The organism is Pedobacter sp. PACM 27299 (genome assembly GCF_001412655.1).
In the GTDB taxonomy this organism is placed as follows: Bacteria; Bacteroidota; Bacteroidia; order Sphingobacteriales; family Sphingobacteriaceae; genus Pedobacter.
Map to the genome: position 1 here is coordinate 1,370,939 of NZ_CP012996.1, position 16,522 is coordinate 1,387,460.

A 16,522-nucleotide genomic window follows, 5' to 3' on the forward strand; every position below is an offset into this window, starting at 1 on the left:
ATGTTTAGACTCAATCTTAAAATCGCGCTGCGTAACCTTTGGAAAAATAGGATTTATACTGCCATAAATATTGGAGGATTAGCCATTGCGTTAGCTGCTTTTATTTTAGTCGCCATCTATGTACGTTTCGAAACTACTTTCGACCATAATGTCCCTAATTATAAGCAGATCTATCAGGTGGGAAGAATATTGCCTGATCGCAAAACGAATTATACTGCGATGTCTTTGGCAAAAGCACTGAAGGATGCGATTCCGGAGATTGAAAATGTAGGGAGGAGCAGACAGACGAATTTTGAATTCGCATTTAGTACTCAGGATGGCCGAGTGTATGGAAAACAGGTGATTTCTGTAGATTATACCCTGGCTAAAATGTTTGATATCAAACCAGAAAATGGCTTGACTAAACCAGCAGGCGGAGCATTGGATTTATATGTACCGAAAGAATTTGTTTCAACCATGTTTCCAAAGAAAGCGCCATCTTTTCCTGTTAAGGTTGGTATTGGGCCGTCAAATGCGCTTCAGTACGGTGATATTATAGGAATTGTCAATCATAATTCTGCGCATTCCAATCTGGTTTTCGATGCTTTGATCATTACCGATGACGTGGGTGCCGGACAAGAACCAAGTGCTAATAATTACCAAACCTATATTGCAGTTAAGGAAGGTACCGATCTGGATTTGCTGCAGAAAAAGGTGGATGCTGTTTTTAAGGAAGAGTTGAAAAAGTCGCGGTTGACGGCCGCTGCTGATCGGGAAGGCACATTAAAGACTGAAACCGACGTAACGATGTCTGCTGATCTTCAGGTGCTAGATAAATCGGGTGTCTTCTTAGATCCTCTTGATAATTTACATTTAAGACCGATTGCAGGTAGCAATACCAATTATAAAATTGTAATGGCCTTGTTGGTACTGACTATATTGGTGATGGTGATTGCCTGTATTAATTTCACCAATCTGACCATCGCACAAACTAATAAGAGGGCAAAAGAAGTAGGGGTGAAAAAGGTATTGGGGGCATATCGCATCCAGCTGACTTTCCAGTTTCTAATAGAGATTTTTATGCAGTGTCTGGTCGCTTTGCTGATTGGAGTCTTGCTTGCAGAATTGTTCCTGCCGCTATTTAATGATGCTTTTAGTGTTTCCTTCTCCCTATGGAAAGGTAACACTGCTCTGGCCTGGCAGCTCCCATTGGTATTGCTGATCATTACATTGATTTCCGGTGTTTACCCTGCATTAGTATTGTCAGGATTTAAACCGGCTTCTGTGTTAAAAGGGAATCTTCAAACCAGCTATAAAACCTTATGGCTCAGGAATGGCTTATTGGTGGCACAGTTTACAGTGGCGATCATTTTCATGGCTGGATTACTGATTGTGAGCAGTCAGCTGAAATATATGAGGACAGAGGATACCGGTTTTAAAACTGGACAGGTGGTGTACATCAAAAATATGGTGTGGTTCGACCGTGGTTATTTTGAGAATATGAAAGCGCGCGTTCTGGCTATCCCTGGGGTTAATTCTTTTACCGTGGCTTCGGATGTTCCTGATGGCTCAAGGCCAGGAAGAGTCAATTACTCTGCAGAAGGTAAGGAATTAGGAATGGACATTGTTCATACCGATTTCGACTATTTCGAAACCCTTCAGCTGAAACTTAAAGACGGTCGCTTTTTTTCCAAAACTTTTCCTGCAGATGCTGAGAATGGAATTGTGCTCAACGAATCTGCAGTGTCAGCTTACGGGATTACGCATCCTGTTGGAAAGACGATCAGGGGTTGTGATATGGACTACCGAATTGTAGGGGTGGTTAAAGATGCCAAAATGCAAGGCTTCGAATCGGCAGTTGAACCTACAGTTTATGCTGTGAATAGCCCTTGTGCAAATGGTAAAATGAAGCTGATGGTGAATATAGACCCTGATCGTATGGCGGGTGTACTGGCCGTTCTAAAGTCAGACTGGAAGAATTTGAATAAGATGGATGGTGATGATTTCAGGTACGAGTTTATGGACGAGTTATATGGCCGCTTATTTAAAAAACAAGAGCAGCTGCAATCGGTATTTTATGGGGCAGCTTTGCTTACTATTTTCATTGCTACTTTGGGTCTTTTCGCATTTTCTGCCTTCACAATCGGTAGTAGGATGAAGGAGATTTCTATTAGAAAAGTGCTGGGCGCTACAGATTTTAATATCCTCAGCTTGCTGAATAATTTCTTTATCCGAATTGTATTCGTAGCCAATCTTATTGGCTGGCCAGTTGCTTATATCGCTGCGCAAAGATGGCTAGATACCTTCGCTTATAGAATTACAATGCCGGTATTGCCCTTCCTGATTGCCGGATTGATCAGTACCCTTTTGACTTTGTTAACCGTAAGTTTTCAAGCAAGGAATGCTATAAAAACAAGTCCTGTTGATGCTTTAAAATATGAATAATAAATATTTCAACCATGTTTAAACTGAACCTAAAAATCGCCTTACGGAACCTTTGGAAGTATAAAGGTTATACTGCGATCAACGTAATTGGGCTGTCCATAGGACTGGCGAGTTGTATTTTGATCTTTCTTTTCTTAAGATTCCAGACTAGTTTTGATGCGCACTATGATAAACAGGACCGCATTTATCGGGTGGTGTCTTACTGGACCTATCCGGATGGAGATTTCTATTCCAATGGGGTGCCTGTGCCTCTGGCTCCTGCTATGCGCAATGACTTTGCACAATTGGAACAGGTGGCTGCGGTCCGGAGCAGGAATGGGGTGGTGTTAATAAAGGCAGCTCCAGGAGTAACAGAAGTGAAAAGAAAGGAACAGCTCTTTTATGTGGAGCCTCAGTTTTTCGATATCTTCAATATAGAATGGTTGTCGGGAAAACCTGCTCAGGCATTGTCTGGTCCGGGAATGATGGCTTTGTCTGAAAAAATGGCAGTTAAATATTTCGGTTCCTGGCAGAATGCAATTGGAAAAACTTTGAATTTTAGTCAAAAAACAGACTTCAAGATCACAGGTGTTTATAAAGATATGCCTCAAAACAGCGATTTCCCATTTAAAATGATCGCTTCTTATGCTTCATTTGCGGGCAAAGATTCTAAAGCATGGGGGCAAGTAACGAACCGTTCTGAGTGTTTTGTATTGCTAAAACCTGGGGTAAACGCTGCGGATCTTGAGGCACCATTGAAAAAGTTTGTGGCAAAATATTATACAGATCCGGGACCTGGAAAAGAGAACCATATTTTCCAGCCAATGACACAGGTACACCATGATACGCGTTTCAGTAATTTCAGTTACAATACCATTTCTTATAAGGAACTTACAGGATTAGGGGTGATTGGTCTCTTTCTTTTGATCACTGCCTGTATCAATTTTATCAACCTGGCTACCGCACAGGCTATCAGCCGTTCTAAAGAGGTGGGGGTACGAAAAGTAATGGGCAGCCGCCGAGGTCAACTGATCTTGCAGTTTCTAAGTGAAACTACATTGATTACCGTAATCGCCTTATTGCTGGCTTGTGTGATTACAGAATTGTCTATACCTGGGATGGAAAGCTTAATGGATGATAAGGTGTCATTCCGTTTATTTTCCGAACCTATGATTTTTGTATTTATGCTGCTACTGGTATTGGTGGTGAGCTTCCTGGCAGGTCTTTATCCGGCTTTCGTGATTTCTGGATTTAGTCCGGCACTGGCCATTAAAAACAAAATCAGCGTGGCTAATGCCGGAGGTTTAGGATTAAGAAAAACATTGGTGGTGGTGCAATTTGCCATTACTGCAGTATTGATCATCTCTACATTGGTGGTGATCAGGCAAATGAAGTTTGTGAGAGAGCAGCCTTTGGGCTTTAACCATCAATCGGTTGCCATAATTGATGTTCCGGCAGACAGTATCAACATGTCTAAATTGAGTGGATTCAGAGAAAGAATCATGCAATTGCCTGGCATCGAAGAAAGCAGCTATTTCAGTGCCGCCCCATTGTCGAATGGTAATAATGAAGTTAATTTTTCTTACGATCACCGTTCGAAAGATGAAGAGTTCCAATTGAATGTAAAAGATGCTGATGAACATTATCTGAAAACGTTCGATATGAAGTTAGTTGCCGGACGGGGTTTATCTAAAAGCGATACAGTGAAGGAATTTATGGTCAATGAGAAGTTGCTGAAACTGTTAAATGTACTGCGTCCGGAAGATGCAATTGGTAAACGGATTGTGATGAGTGCAGGGGAAGGACCTATCGTTGGGGTCATCAAGGATTTCAACAACAAATCACTCAAAGAGGCAATTGGTCCTGTGGCGATCTTCAGCAGATTGAAAGCCTACAATTCCATGGCTTTGAAGCTTGATCCGAAAAAGATCAGTACAGTAATGCCGCAGGTAGAACAAATTTGGAATAGTACCTTTCCTAATCATGTGTATGACCTCGAGTTTATGGATCAGTCTATTGAAAGCTTTTATAGAACAGAGCAGGTGATGGGAGTACTTTTTAAAGTGTTTGCCGGAGTGATCATTTTCATCTCTTTTATTGGCTTGTTTGGACTGGTTTCTTTCATCGCTACCCAAAGAACAAGGGAAATTGCCATTCGGAAAGTATTGGGTGCTTCCACATTGGAATTGGTGAAAATGCTGAACCGTTCCTTTCTATACATGGTACTTATTGCCAACCTGGTGGCCTGGCCGCTGGCTTATATCCTGGCTTCCAAATGGCTGGCAGGCTTTGTTTACCGAACACAGCTGAGCGTCTGGCCATTTGTTCTGGCGATGGTGCTATCGGTGCTGATTACAGTGATTACCGTAAGTTTACGGTCTTTAAAGGCCGCTAAGACCAATCCAATAGATGCACTGAAATATGAATAATTCAATTATATATCAATAATAAAATATCACATTAAACAAGCTGATCATGATCACACTTAAAAATATAGAGAAATATTACGCAAATAAAGGGGTTAAAAGTTACATCCTCCGCCATGTGAGCACGGAAATTAAACAAGGGGAATTTGTGTCCATTATGGGGCCTTCCGGTGCCGGGAAATCAACTTTACTGAACATATTGGGTATGCTGGAAGAGCCTACTTATGGCGAATATGAGTTTATGGGAGAAGATGTGCTTTCTCTTAATGAACGTAAGAGGATTGAGTTGTACAGGAACCATATCGGTTTTGTTTTTCAGGCTTATCATTTGATTGATGAGATGACGGTAGCAGAGAATATTGAAGCGCCATTATTGTATAAAAAGGTAAGCGGAGCGGAACGTAAAAGCAGGGTTGCTGATGTATTGGATCGTTTCAACATGGTGGCTAAAAAAGACCTGTTTCCAAATCAGCTTTCTGGTGGTCAGCAGCAATTGGTGGGAATTGCAAGAGCTTTAGTGGCCCAGCCTTCCATTATTCTGGCGGATGAGCCTACGGGAAACCTGCAATCTGCACAGGCCCTTCAAATCATGGAACTGTTTAAGAAACTAAATGAAGAAGAAGGGATCACCATTATTCAGGTGACACATTCGGAAATAAACGCCAGTTATGGCAGCCGTATCCTTCATTTATTAGATGGGGTGATCAAAGAAGATATTGCTCTTGAGCAAGGTGTTTAGCTGGAGGTTTTAACTCCAGGTAGGAATTGAATCATAAATAAGAAATGTTTTTTTTTACAACTAATCCGGACGATCGATGTTTAAATTGAACTTTAAGATTGCGCTCAGAAATTTATTGAGAAATAAGACTGCATCGATGATTAACATTAGTGGTCTGGCGATCGGCCTTGCTGCTTGTCTGATGTTATTAATGTACGTAGCCTACGAATGGAATTATGATCGCGGCTATAAAAATAAGGACAATATTTACCAGGTGATGGTCAATTTTTCTGATCAGAATAAACAGGTGACGGCAACTGGGGATCAGGCACCAAATGTCCTTGCTAAAACTTTAAAGCAAGAAATTCCTGAGATTGAACACATTGCTAGAGTCCTATGGCCTATAAAACGTCTCCTTGTAAATGGAGAAAATACGTTTAAAGTAGAAGGCAGGTCCGCAGATGCTGAAATATTAAAAATCTTTGATTATAAATTTATCACTGGCAGTCCAGAAACTGCTTTTAAGGATCCTAATTCGGTTATTCTGACTGAAAGTACGGCAAAAAAACTGTTCGGAAGTACTGATGTATTGAATAAGGTATTGAAATATGAAAATCAGGCAGATGTGAAGGTCGGTGGGGTAATCAAAGACCATGAGCCAAATACAACCTATCAGTTTGATTGTTTAATTCCATGGACTTTACAAGCAAAGCTGGATGACTGGGTTGAAAAACCAAATTGGGGAAATTTCGCCTTTTATACGTTGCTGACTTTGAAAGAAGGGGTTAATGTAGACCATTTTAATACTAAGATTAGCAATATCATAGTTAAGCACGCACCAAGCGATAATATAGACCCTAGCGTTTTTGTACAGCCATTGGTGGATCTTCATCTATATGGAGAATTTAAAAATGGACATCCTTCAGGAGGGAGAATTGAGCAGCTGCGTTTCTTTGTTGCGCTTGCCTTAGGAATTTTAATCATTGCCTGCATTAACTTTATGAACCTGGCTACTGCAAGGTCTCAGAAGAGAGCAAAAGAAGTGGGTATAAAGAAGACGATTGGAGCATCGAGAAAATCACTGGTCGTACAGTTTCTATTGGAATCGTTATTGCTCACCTTTGTGAGTGTGGTACTGGCAGTAATGCTGGTGGAGCTGGCCTTGCCTAAGTTTAATCATTTGCTGAATATTCAGCTGGAACTTAATTACGGAAACCCATTTGCCTGGTTAACTGCAATTGCATTGATTTTAGTAACGGGTGCATTGGCAGGAAGCTATCCAGCTTTTTACCTTTCTTCTTTTAACCCGATTCAGACGATGAAAAAGGCGGTAAATGCGAAGCAAGGTTTTTCATTGTCGTTCAGACAAGTGTTGGTCGTAGTTCAATTTAGTTTTGCAATTGTACTCATTGTGGGGACGCTGATTGTGTATCAGCAGCTTCAATACCTTAAGAATAAACCATTGGGATATGAGGTGAATTCCTTATTGGAGATGCCTCATGAGGGTAATTTATACCCGAAGTTCGACTTGCTAAAGGAACGACTTCTGGCTTCTGGTGCGGTAACAAGCGTATGCCAGTCGTCGGGAAGTATTTCTATGCCCAATTCAAATGGTTCAGGAATGGAGTGGAAAGGGATGTCTGAGGATGGTAAACGAATGTCTTTTAACCAGATTTATACCAGCTATGATTTCATTAAAACAAATGGGATAAAACTAATAGAAGGTCGGGATTTTGACCCTAAAATTGCTTCAGATAAAATGGCTTTGATGCTCAGTGAAACTGCGATTAAAACCATGGGTTTAAAAGATCCTATAGGTCAGAAGATTAAACTATGGGGTGCGGACAGGACTGTTGTAGGGATCTTTAAAGACCTTACCTGGGGAGATCCAGCAAAAATGAACCTGCCAATGATGATTGGTTTTAATCCACTGAATAGTGATGTGATTAATATGCGAATGAATACTTCAAATCCTACATCTGAAAATATAGAAACTATCAGCAGGATTACAAAAGAAATTAATCCTGAATTCCCTGTCGACATTAAGTTTGTAGACCAGCTGATTCAGGCAAAATTTGAAAATGAAATGATCCTTGGTGTGCTGTCTAATCTGTTTGGCGGACTGGCGATATTCATTTCCTGCCTGGGCTTATTTGGCTTGTCTGCATTCAGTGCGGAACAACGTACAAAAGAGATTGGGGTGCGAAAAGTACTGGGTGCCTCTGTAGGAGGGCTGATGAAACTATTGTCGTTGAATTTTGTGAAAATGGTATTGATTGCCTTAATTATAGCGATGCCGATCGCCTATTTGATGATGGACAAATGGTTGTCGAAGTTTGATTTCCATATTGCTATTGGCGTTCCTGTTTTTGTGGTGACAGCGCTGTTAACACTCCTGGTGGCGCTGCTGACGGTGAGTTGGCAAGCTTACAAAGCCGCGAAAACAAATCCAGTAGAAGCGCTTAAATACGAATAGATTTTTGGGGAATGACATGTATCTTTGTGGGATGCAACGTCATTTTACAGATCAGCTTAATCGCAGTATAGCTATTAATTATCCTCCAAAAAGGATCATCTCACTAGTCCCATCTCAGACTGAATTATTGTTTGAGTTGGGATTGGATACAGAATTGATTGGGATTACCAAATTCTGTATCCATCCGGAAGCGAGGTTGAAGGAAAAGACTAAAATCGGCGGTACCAAGAAACTAAATATGGAGCTGATCAGGAGCCTGAAACCTGATTTGATCATTGGGAATAAGGAAGAGAACGAACAAGGGCAGATTGAGGAATTAATGGCCGAATTTCCGGTTTGGATGAGCGATATTCATGATTTGGATGGGGCGAAAAGAACGATTACAGAAATAGGAGTGCTGGTAGACCGGCAGCCCGAATCTGCGTACCTTAATCACCTGATTACCGCTGGATTCAATGATCTGCAAACTTTAGCCCTGCAAAATGGCCTGAATAAATCAGTGGCTTACCTGATATGGAAGGGACCTTACCTGTTTGCTGGAAGAAATACGTTTATCAATCAGATGCTGGCCATGAATGGCCTGAATAATGTGGTTAAAGAAAACCGTTATCCCGAAATGGATTTGGAAACACTCGCAGGGCTGAATCCTGATCTGGTATTTTTATCCTCAGAACCTTATCCTTTTAAAGAAAAACATCTAGAAGAAATCAGAGCGGCATTACCCAATGCAAAGGTGATGCTGGTGGATGGGGAAATGTTCTCCTGGTATGGCAGCAGACTGGTAAAAGCTGTTCAGTATTTATTTCAATTGCAGAAAGAATTGTACTAATTTCATTGATTTTAGTTTTGATTTTAAAGAGCTGAAAAAAAGATTGAAAATTAAATCCTGCAAGATCAATAGGTTAGCTAAAGTGGTGCTGAATAATTGAAAAAGAGTTTTTAAGTATAAAAACAATATCTATATTTGCAATCCCGAAAGGGAACATCCTAACTGCGGAAGTGGCGTAATTGGTAGCCGCACCAGACTTAGGATCTGGCGCTTCACGGCGTGGGGGTTCGAGTCCCTTCTTCCGCACAACAATTGAAAAATCAGCCCCGAAAGGGCTGTTTTTTTTACCCAAAAATTTCAGTTTTTTTCGCTCAGGACAGTTTTTTCAGGTGATAGACTATTGTGGTTGTGCTCCATGTTTTTACAGCCCTGGCTAAGTTTTGGTAGAGGGCTGATAGGGCCCTGCTAGGGCCAAAGGCCCTGTTAGAGCTGTTTTAGTGACTTAGCAGATCTTGGGTAAAGAAGACTCAGGGCAGGTCTATTCATTTGTCCATTATTTGTGGTACCGATTCGGAAGGATTGACCGGTTAAATATCTGATTGTTTGAGGTTAAAAGAAAGGCTGCTTATTGGGTGTCAAAAAAACATATTTTTTATTTAAAATATTTATGAGTTTTTAAAAAACTATTCTATCTTTGCAATCCCGAAAGGGAATATCCTAACTGCGGAAGTGGCGTAATTGGTAGCCGCACCAGACTTAGGATCTGGCGCTTCACGGCGTGGGGGTTCGAGTCCCTTCTTCCGCACAAAAAAAGGTGATAACTTGCAAAAGTTATCACCTTTTTTATTTTCAGGTAATTTAAAGGCCTTTTTCTTCATAGCTGCTCAGCAATTGAAGGTGCAAATGGAGCTGTGTTTTCAGTGAGGTATATCCACTGTTTATTTAATCTTTGGGAGGCTGAGATTCAGATACTCAGTAGCGTAATATTTTCAATTATAGGCTTTGAAATCAACAAAAAAGAATATATTTGCGCCCTCGAAAGGGAAATTTGAGCGGTGGATTGGAGTCAATTCTTCCGCAATAAAAGTTCCTCCGGAACACGGGGGATTTTTTGTATATAGACATTAATAATTATTGATTCAGAAAGATGAACATTACACAGGAAAAAATTAACGACTTAAACGCGGTTGTAAAAATTAAGATTTCACCTGAAGATTATACTGAAAAGGTTGATAAATCTATAAGAGAACAAGCTAAAAAATCAAACCTTCCTGGTTTTCGTAAAGGAATGGTTCCTGCAGCACATATTAAGAAAATGTTCGGCAGAAACATTTTAGTGGAAGAAATCAATACCCTATTGAGCGAAACTTTAAGCAAGCACCTTGCAGATAATAAAGTAGAAGTTCTTGGTCAGCCATTACCAATCATGGATGATACTAAAGAATACAAATGGGATGGTACTGATGAATTCGAGTTTGACTATGAATTAGGTCTTGCACCAGCAGTAGAGGTAAAAATCACAGCTAAAGATAAATTTACACAATACGTTGTTAAAGCAGATGCTGAAACATTGGCTTCACGTATCAAAAATATCAGAAGAAGCTATGGCAAAATGACAAACCCTGAAGTTTCGGCAGAAGATGACGTCCTTTATGCCGATTTAGCACAACTTTCTGCTGATGGTTCAGTTTTTGAAGGTGGCATCACCAGTACAGGATCTATTCGTTTAGATCAGGTAGCTGATAAAAAGATTTTGAAAACCTTAGTTGGTTTGAAAAAAGACGATGTTGTGGAATTAGATGTTCAGAAAGCGTTTGATAACAATGAGGTGATCATTGCCAAATTGTTAAACATTCCTGAAGAAGAAGCTAAAGAAGTAAAATCGAAATTCCAGGTAACGGTTAAAAATGTAAACCGTTTAGAGGAATCTGATTTAAATCAGGAGTTCTTTGATAAATTATTTGGTGAAGGCGTAGTTACTGATGAGGCTGGTTTTACCGCTAAAATCACAGAAGAAGTAGAAGGAATGTTCAAGCAGGATGCAGATCGCAAATTGCAGAATGACATCTACACAAAACTAACTGAATCCGTGAAAATGGAATTGCCAGATGAGTTTTTACGTAAGTGGTTAAAAGCAACTAACGAAAAACTAACTGACGCTGAATTGGCTGAAGGATATGATGATTTCGCTAAAAACCTGAAATGGACTTTAATTGAAAATAAATTAATTAAAGACAATAGCATCGAAATCAAATATGAGGATGTATTCCAAACTGCTAAACAACGTTTAGATGCACAGTTCAGAATGTACAGCCCAAGTCCAATGCCAGAAGATCAATTGGCCCAGTATACGGCTACTTTCTTGAAAGAGAAAGACAATGCAAACCGTATTTTTGATGAAGTAAAAGCGATTAAAGTTTTTGAATACATCAAATCTGTAGCTACTATTGAAGAAAAAGAAATAGCTTATAATAAGTTCATCGAAATGAAGTAATCCGGGGTAAAACCAGATAATTTAATCGATATTAGAATAAGGCGGCTTTATTAAGGCCGCCTTATTTATATAAAGACATTACAGAATTTTACAATACCACAATAATTTACCAATTTAGTTTTGCTAATTTGGTGAAATTCGAAGGGTAGAATTAAATATAAAATAGACATACTGATGAAAATAGACAAAGACGAATTTAGAAAATACGCTGTTAAACACCATCGTATTAATGGTTTAAACGTGGATCGTTTTATTGGTGCTACCAATAATTCTCCAAAAAGTATGACTCCTTATATTATTGAAGAGCGTCAGCTTAACGTGGCACAAATGGATGTGTTTTCACGTTTAATGATGGACCGTATCATATTTTTAGGTGATGCGATCTATGATGGTAACGCAAACATTATACAAGCACAATTACTGTTTTTACAGTCTACCGATAACAATAGAGACATTCAGATTTATATCAATTCACCAGGTGGTTCTGTATATGCAGGATTAGGTATCTATGATACGATGCAATACATTACACCAGATGTGGCGACTATCTGTACCGGTATGGCTGCCTCTATGGGCGCTGTATTACTTGTAGCGGGGGCTAAAGGAAAACGTGCTGCATTGCCACACTCACGTGTGATGATCCACCAGCCATCAGGCGGTGCTCAAGGTGTTGCTTCGGATATGGAGATCAACCTGAGAGAAATGTTGAAACTGAAAAAAGAATTATATGATATCATTTCTAACCACTCCGGACAAGATTACGAATGGGTAGAAAAAGCTTCAGACCGTGATTACTGGATGAAAGCTGATGAAGCCAAAGGCTTTGGAATGATTGATGAAGTGCTGGGAGCGAATAACAAAGAAAAAAATGGCGAAACAAAATAAAGAATCCCGTTGCTCTTTTTGCGGATCAGGTAAGCAGGATACTTTAATGCTTATTGAAGGTCTTGATGCCTACATTTGCGATAAATGTGTGACTCAAGCCAATCAATTACTGGCTCAGGAACTGGGAAGCAAAAAAGGGAAACCAATGGATACCTCAATTACCTTATTGAAACCAATGGAAATCAAAGCGCATATTGACCAATACGTAATCGGTCAGGATGATGCCAAGAAAGTACTTTCTGTAGCGGTATACAACCACTATAAGAGATTGGGCCAATCGGTAGACCAGGCAGACGAGGTGGAGATTGAGAAATCAAACATCATGCTGGTAGGGGAAACCGGAACTGGAAAAACCTTATTGGCGAAAACTATTGCGAAGATCTTACACGTTCCTTTCTGTATTTGCGATGCGACGGTATTAACCGAAGCCGGATATGTTGGAGAGGATGTGGAAAGTATATTAACCCGTTTATTGCAGGCTGCGGATTACGATGTGGCATCGGCAGAACGTGGTATCGTTTACATTGATGAGGTGGATAAAGTGGCGCGTAAAAGCGATAACCCTTCTATTACCAGAGATGTATCGGGAGAAGGCGTACAACAGGCTTTATTGAAGATTTTAGAGGGTACTGTAGTCAATGTTCCACCTCAGGGTGGACGTAAACACCCGGATCAGAAAATGATTCCTGTAAATACCAACAATATATTGTTCATCTGTGGTGGTGCTTTCGATGGTATCGAACGTAAAATCGCGAACAGATTGCGTACACAGGCAGTAGGTTATAAAGTGAAAAAGGACGAAGAAGAATTAGACCTTAAAAACCTTTATAAATACATCACACCTCAGGATTTAAAATCTTTTGGTTTGATTCCTGAGTTAATTGGACGTGTGCCGGTGTTGACTCACTTGAATCCTTTAGACAAAGCCGCATTGCGTAACATCCTGACTGAACCTAAGAACTCTTTGTTCCGTCAGTACGTAAAATTGTTTGAATTTGAAGGTGTGAAATTGACTTTCGAAGATGATGTTTTAGACTTCATCGTAGATAAAGCAATGGAATATAAATTGGGTGCCAGGGGCTTGCGCTCGATCTGTGAAGCAATTATGCTGGATGCCATGTTTGACATTCCTTCCGATCCTAGCATTAAGGAGTTGAGCATTACGCTCGAATACGCGCTGGAGAAATTTGAGAAGGCTGATTTTAAAAAGCTGAAAGCTGCCTAAATAATTTAATCCCCGTTTTACGGGGATTTTTTTTAACTTGTTATTTTAGGATTTGAAATAAATTGTGACATTTCCTAGCGGCAATAAAATATGAATACAACTATACTAGAAAAAGGAGATATATGAACGAAGAATTAGAAGTAAACAAAGACGGACAAGAGGGTAAAAAAATAAAGAAAGTTAAAGAGGTCGAAACTCCCGTAAAATCTGGTTTGAAATCTAAAGGTGATATCGTTAAAAACTGGCTTCCAAGATACACAGGTAGGGCATTAGAAGATTTTGGACAATACATCTTATTGACCAATTTCAGCAAATACGTCCACATGTTTTCTGAATGGAATGGTGATGCCCCGATTATGGGTTTAGACAAACCAATGCAGAGCGTCACTGCTAATGGGATCACCATTATTAATTTTGGAATGGGCAGTCCGATGGCAGCGACGATGATGGATTTGCTGACTGCAATCGAGCCTAAAGCTGTGTTGTTTTTAGGGAAATGCGGTGGTTTGAAAAAGAAAAACCAGTTGGGTGATTTGATCTTACCCATTGCGGCGATCAGAGGAGAGGGGACTTCTAATGATTACCTGCCTGCTGAAGTACCGGCATTACCGGCCTTCGCCTTACAGAAAGCGATCTCTACAACCATTCGCGACCATTCCAGAGATTACTGGACCGGAACATGTTATACCACTAACCGCAGGGTTTGGGAGCATGATAAAGCGTTTAAAAAGTATTTAAAAACTTTACGTGCGATGGCTGTTGATATGGAAACTGCTACAATTTTCACCACAGGATTTGCCAATAAAATTCCTACCGGAGCATTACTGCTGGTTTCTGATCAGCCAATGATTCCTGAAGGAGTGAAAACAGCAGAAAGCGATAGCTCAGTAACCAGCAATTATGTGGAAACACATTTAAGAATTGGAATTGATTCCTTAAAGCAGTTGATTAATAATGGATTAACAGTGAAACACTTGCATTTTTAGTCTTCATCAGCGCTTTTGGGAAAATCAAAAGCCAATAAATTACCGGTATGGTGGCTTATCTGTGCCCATTTTTCAAATGGAAACTCTATAAGCACTGTACCACAAGTAGGGATATTATAGAGGTTCGCACTACTCAGGTAATTAGCGAATTCTGTAAGTCCCGGATTGTGACCAAATAGGGCTGCTGTATCATGTTTGTCGCTCAGCTTATTTAGCACATTCAGCAATGCTGTCACATTGGCTTCATAAATTGATGTTTCTTCCTGAATCTGTGTCAAGGGTTTGTTCCAAACTTCAGCAAAATACTTTGCAGTAGTTAGTGCGCGAACAGCCGGGCTGCTCACTAATAACTGAGGAACCTGATCTTTTTTTAAGATCCTGTCCGCCATTTCAGGTGCATTTCTAAGCCCGCGGGCGTTTAATGGTCTGTCAAAGTCGGAAATATGGCTATTTCCCCAATCAGATTTTCCGTGTCGTATCAATAGAAGTTGCTTGCCCATGAATTAGTTTATTTAAAACACTATTTATAACAGTTGATTCGGTTAAATTGTTCATGCAGGCAAAATCACCTCTGTAGCATGGAATATTGCCATAAACAGAGCATGGGCGACAATACAAATCGATTTGTACTGCGTCATGAATAGATTGTCCGTAGCCCAAAAATCCAGCATAAGGATGTGTAGCTCCCCATACAGAGACTACAGGGATGTTTTTAAGCGATGCCAGGTGCATTCCTGAGGAATCCATACTGAGCATCACATCCAGGTTTGATATAAAATCTAATTCTTCATCCAGCTTGATTTTCCTCACCAGAGAAGTGATATTTTCGTGTTTGGCAGCCCAGCTATCGGCAGTTGCTGCTTCTTCCGGTGATCCGCCAAAAATAAAGAGGTGGTGTCCCAGACCTGCCAGTCTAAGTACTACATTTTCCATTTTGTGCAGCGGATATACCTTTTGTAAATGCTGGGCAAATGGGCTTACACCAATCCATTTTTGCGTTTTCTCTGGGAATAACACGTTATTTAATGGCGCTGGATGAGGTTTTTTTAAGGTGTTGGAAGGCGTAAAAGGGAAGCCTAATTTTTGGAATACTTTTGCATAACGTGCAACCGTCAATTCGAGAGGGATGAAAACTTTATCAGCTTTTCGCGTTAATGCAGCTTTCTCCTTTCTTCCTTTGTCGACAGACACAGATTTAATTCCTTTTAACAGAAAGAGGAAACATAATATTTTACTCCTGAGGTTGCTGTGTAAATCAGCAATTGCGGTAATGTCCTGTCTGCTCAGTTCCCGGAAAAGTTTTAATAACCCGAAAAAACCTTTGTGTGTCCCTTTAGGATCAAAAGCATGAAAGCTCAGTCGATCCACTTCATTAAAAAAAGGCTTAAAAAAAGGTCTGCTGACTACCAGCAGCTGATGTGAAGGATAATGTTCGGTAAATTCTTTTAGAATGGGGGCAGTCATAGCGACATCCCCCATTGCTGAGAAACGGATTACTAAGAGCTTAGCAGTTTCCTTAGGCATTAATTACTTGTTGTTATAAAGCACAGGGTTCATGCTTGGATCATTGTACATTTTCATCTGCTTATAAACTTTCATGTATTTTGCACCACTTTCAATATCAGCGATCAATTCATCTAAACTAGCAGAAAGATCTGTCCTTTGGTTTAACAGAATGTTAAGTTTTGCAGTACAGCTGATTTTATGTTCTTCAGACGCATCTTCACGAAGGGTCTCTTCGTTCATGTGGTAGATTTTTAAAGCTAAGATCGATAACCTGTCGATTACCCATGCCGGGCTTTCAGAATTGATCTTTGCATTTGCTGCTGGTGTGATGTTTTTATATTCTTCCAGGAAGTAGCTGTCGATATATTCGACTACGTCTGTACGTTCCTGATTCGAAGCATCAATGCGGCGTTTCCATTGCAGTGCGATGACCGGATCAATTTCCGGATTGCGAATCACATCTTCCATGTGCCACTGTGCAGTATCGATCCAGCATTTCATGTACAGTAAATGTTCTAGTGTACCAATTGGGAAGGGATTTTCAATGGGTTGATCTATATTGTTGTGAACGTGATAATCATTGATCACATCTTGAAATATTTTATTACAAAGCTGGCTAATCATGGCTCAAAGG

12 protein-coding genes and 2 tRNA genes are annotated in these 16,522 nt (G+C 40.1%); 11 read left to right on the plus strand and 3 right to left on the minus strand.

The genetic code is table 11. From position 1 onward, the window contains the following. From AQ505_RS05820 to AQ505_RS05870, 11 genes are all read left to right on the plus strand, one after another. The gene (locus AQ505_RS05820) at positions 1 to 2,424 is read left to right on the plus strand and encodes an ABC transporter permease (protein WP_062547314.1); all 2,424 of its coding nucleotides are present in this window, start codon (positions 1 to 3) and stop codon (positions 2,422 to 2,424) included. 14 nt (positions 2,425 to 2,438) lie between these two features. Beyond that, positions 2,439 to 4,832: an ABC transporter permease gene (locus AQ505_RS05825; RefSeq protein ID WP_062547315.1), complete on the plus strand. Its 2,394-nt coding sequence runs from the start codon at positions 2,439 to 2,441 to the stop codon at positions 4,830 to 4,832. Positions 4,833 to 4,878: 46 nt separating this feature from the next. After that, complete coding sequence (locus AQ505_RS05830) at positions 4,879 to 5,568, plus strand: ABC transporter ATP-binding protein (protein WP_062547316.1); 690 nt, start codon at positions 4,879 to 4,881, stop codon at positions 5,566 to 5,568. A 76-nt stretch (positions 5,569 to 5,644) separates the two neighbouring features. After that, positions 5,645 to 8,023 (plus strand): ABC transporter permease, encoded by a 2,379-nt coding sequence (locus tag AQ505_RS05835; RefSeq protein WP_062547317.1) that lies wholly within the window; start codon positions 5,645 to 5,647, stop codon positions 8,021 to 8,023. 31 nt (positions 8,024 to 8,054) lie between these two features. Continuing rightward, positions 8,055 to 8,852, plus strand: a complete 798-nt coding sequence (locus AQ505_RS05840; protein WP_062547318.1) for an ABC transporter substrate-binding protein — start codon at positions 8,055 to 8,057, stop codon at positions 8,850 to 8,852. A gap of 164 nt (positions 8,853 to 9,016) precedes the next feature. Further along, positions 9,017 to 9,098: transfer RNA gene (locus tag AQ505_RS05845), tRNA-Leu, on the plus strand. Positions 9,099 to 9,515: 417 nt separating this feature from the next. Next, positions 9,516 to 9,597: transfer RNA gene (locus tag AQ505_RS05850), tRNA-Leu, on the plus strand. Positions 9,598 to 9,939: 342 nt separating this feature from the next. Further along, positions 9,940 to 11,286 (plus strand): trigger factor, encoded by a 1,347-nt coding sequence (tig, locus tag AQ505_RS05855; RefSeq protein WP_062547319.1) that lies wholly within the window; start codon positions 9,940 to 9,942, stop codon positions 11,284 to 11,286. A 174-nt stretch (positions 11,287 to 11,460) separates the two neighbouring features. Continuing rightward, complete coding sequence (gene clpP / locus AQ505_RS05860; RefSeq protein ID WP_062547320.1) at positions 11,461 to 12,171, plus strand: ATP-dependent Clp endopeptidase proteolytic subunit ClpP; 711 nt, start codon at positions 11,461 to 11,463, stop codon at positions 12,169 to 12,171. Continuing rightward, complete coding sequence (clpX, locus tag AQ505_RS05865; protein ID WP_062547321.1) at positions 12,155 to 13,396, plus strand: ATP-dependent Clp protease ATP-binding subunit ClpX; 1,242 nt, start codon at positions 12,155 to 12,157, stop codon at positions 13,394 to 13,396. Before clpP ends, clpX begins: the two co-directional genes overlap by 17 nt. 122 nt (positions 13,397 to 13,518) lie before the next feature. Continuing rightward, positions 13,519 to 14,382: an AMP nucleosidase gene (locus AQ505_RS05870; RefSeq protein ID WP_197286309.1), complete on the plus strand. Its 864-nt coding sequence runs from the start codon at positions 13,519 to 13,521 to the stop codon at positions 14,380 to 14,382. Here AQ505_RS05870 and AQ505_RS05875 read toward each other — a convergent pair. From AQ505_RS05875 to AQ505_RS05885, 3 genes are read right to left on the minus strand one after another with little or no spacing between them, the layout of a single operon-like run. Beyond that, positions 14,379 to 14,882 carry a SixA phosphatase family protein gene (locus tag AQ505_RS05875; RefSeq protein ID WP_062547322.1) on the minus strand — a complete coding sequence of 168 codons (504 nt, stop codon included), beginning with the start codon at positions 14,880 to 14,882 and terminating at the stop codon, positions 14,379 to 14,381. The two genes, AQ505_RS05870 and AQ505_RS05875, sit on opposite strands and share 4 nt — an antisense overlap. Then, a complete protein-coding gene (locus AQ505_RS05880; RefSeq protein ID WP_062547323.1) occupies positions 14,842 to 15,906 on the minus strand; it encodes a glycosyltransferase family 9 protein in 1,065 nt (354 codons plus the stop codon). The genes AQ505_RS05875 and AQ505_RS05880 overlap by 41 nt, the downstream gene beginning before the upstream one ends. 3 nt (positions 15,907 to 15,909) lie before the next feature. After that, positions 15,910 to 16,512 (minus strand): DUF4254 domain-containing protein, encoded by a 603-nt coding sequence (locus AQ505_RS05885; protein ID WP_062547324.1) that lies wholly within the window; start codon positions 16,510 to 16,512, stop codon positions 15,910 to 15,912. Positions 16,513 to 16,522: the final 10 nt, after the last annotated feature.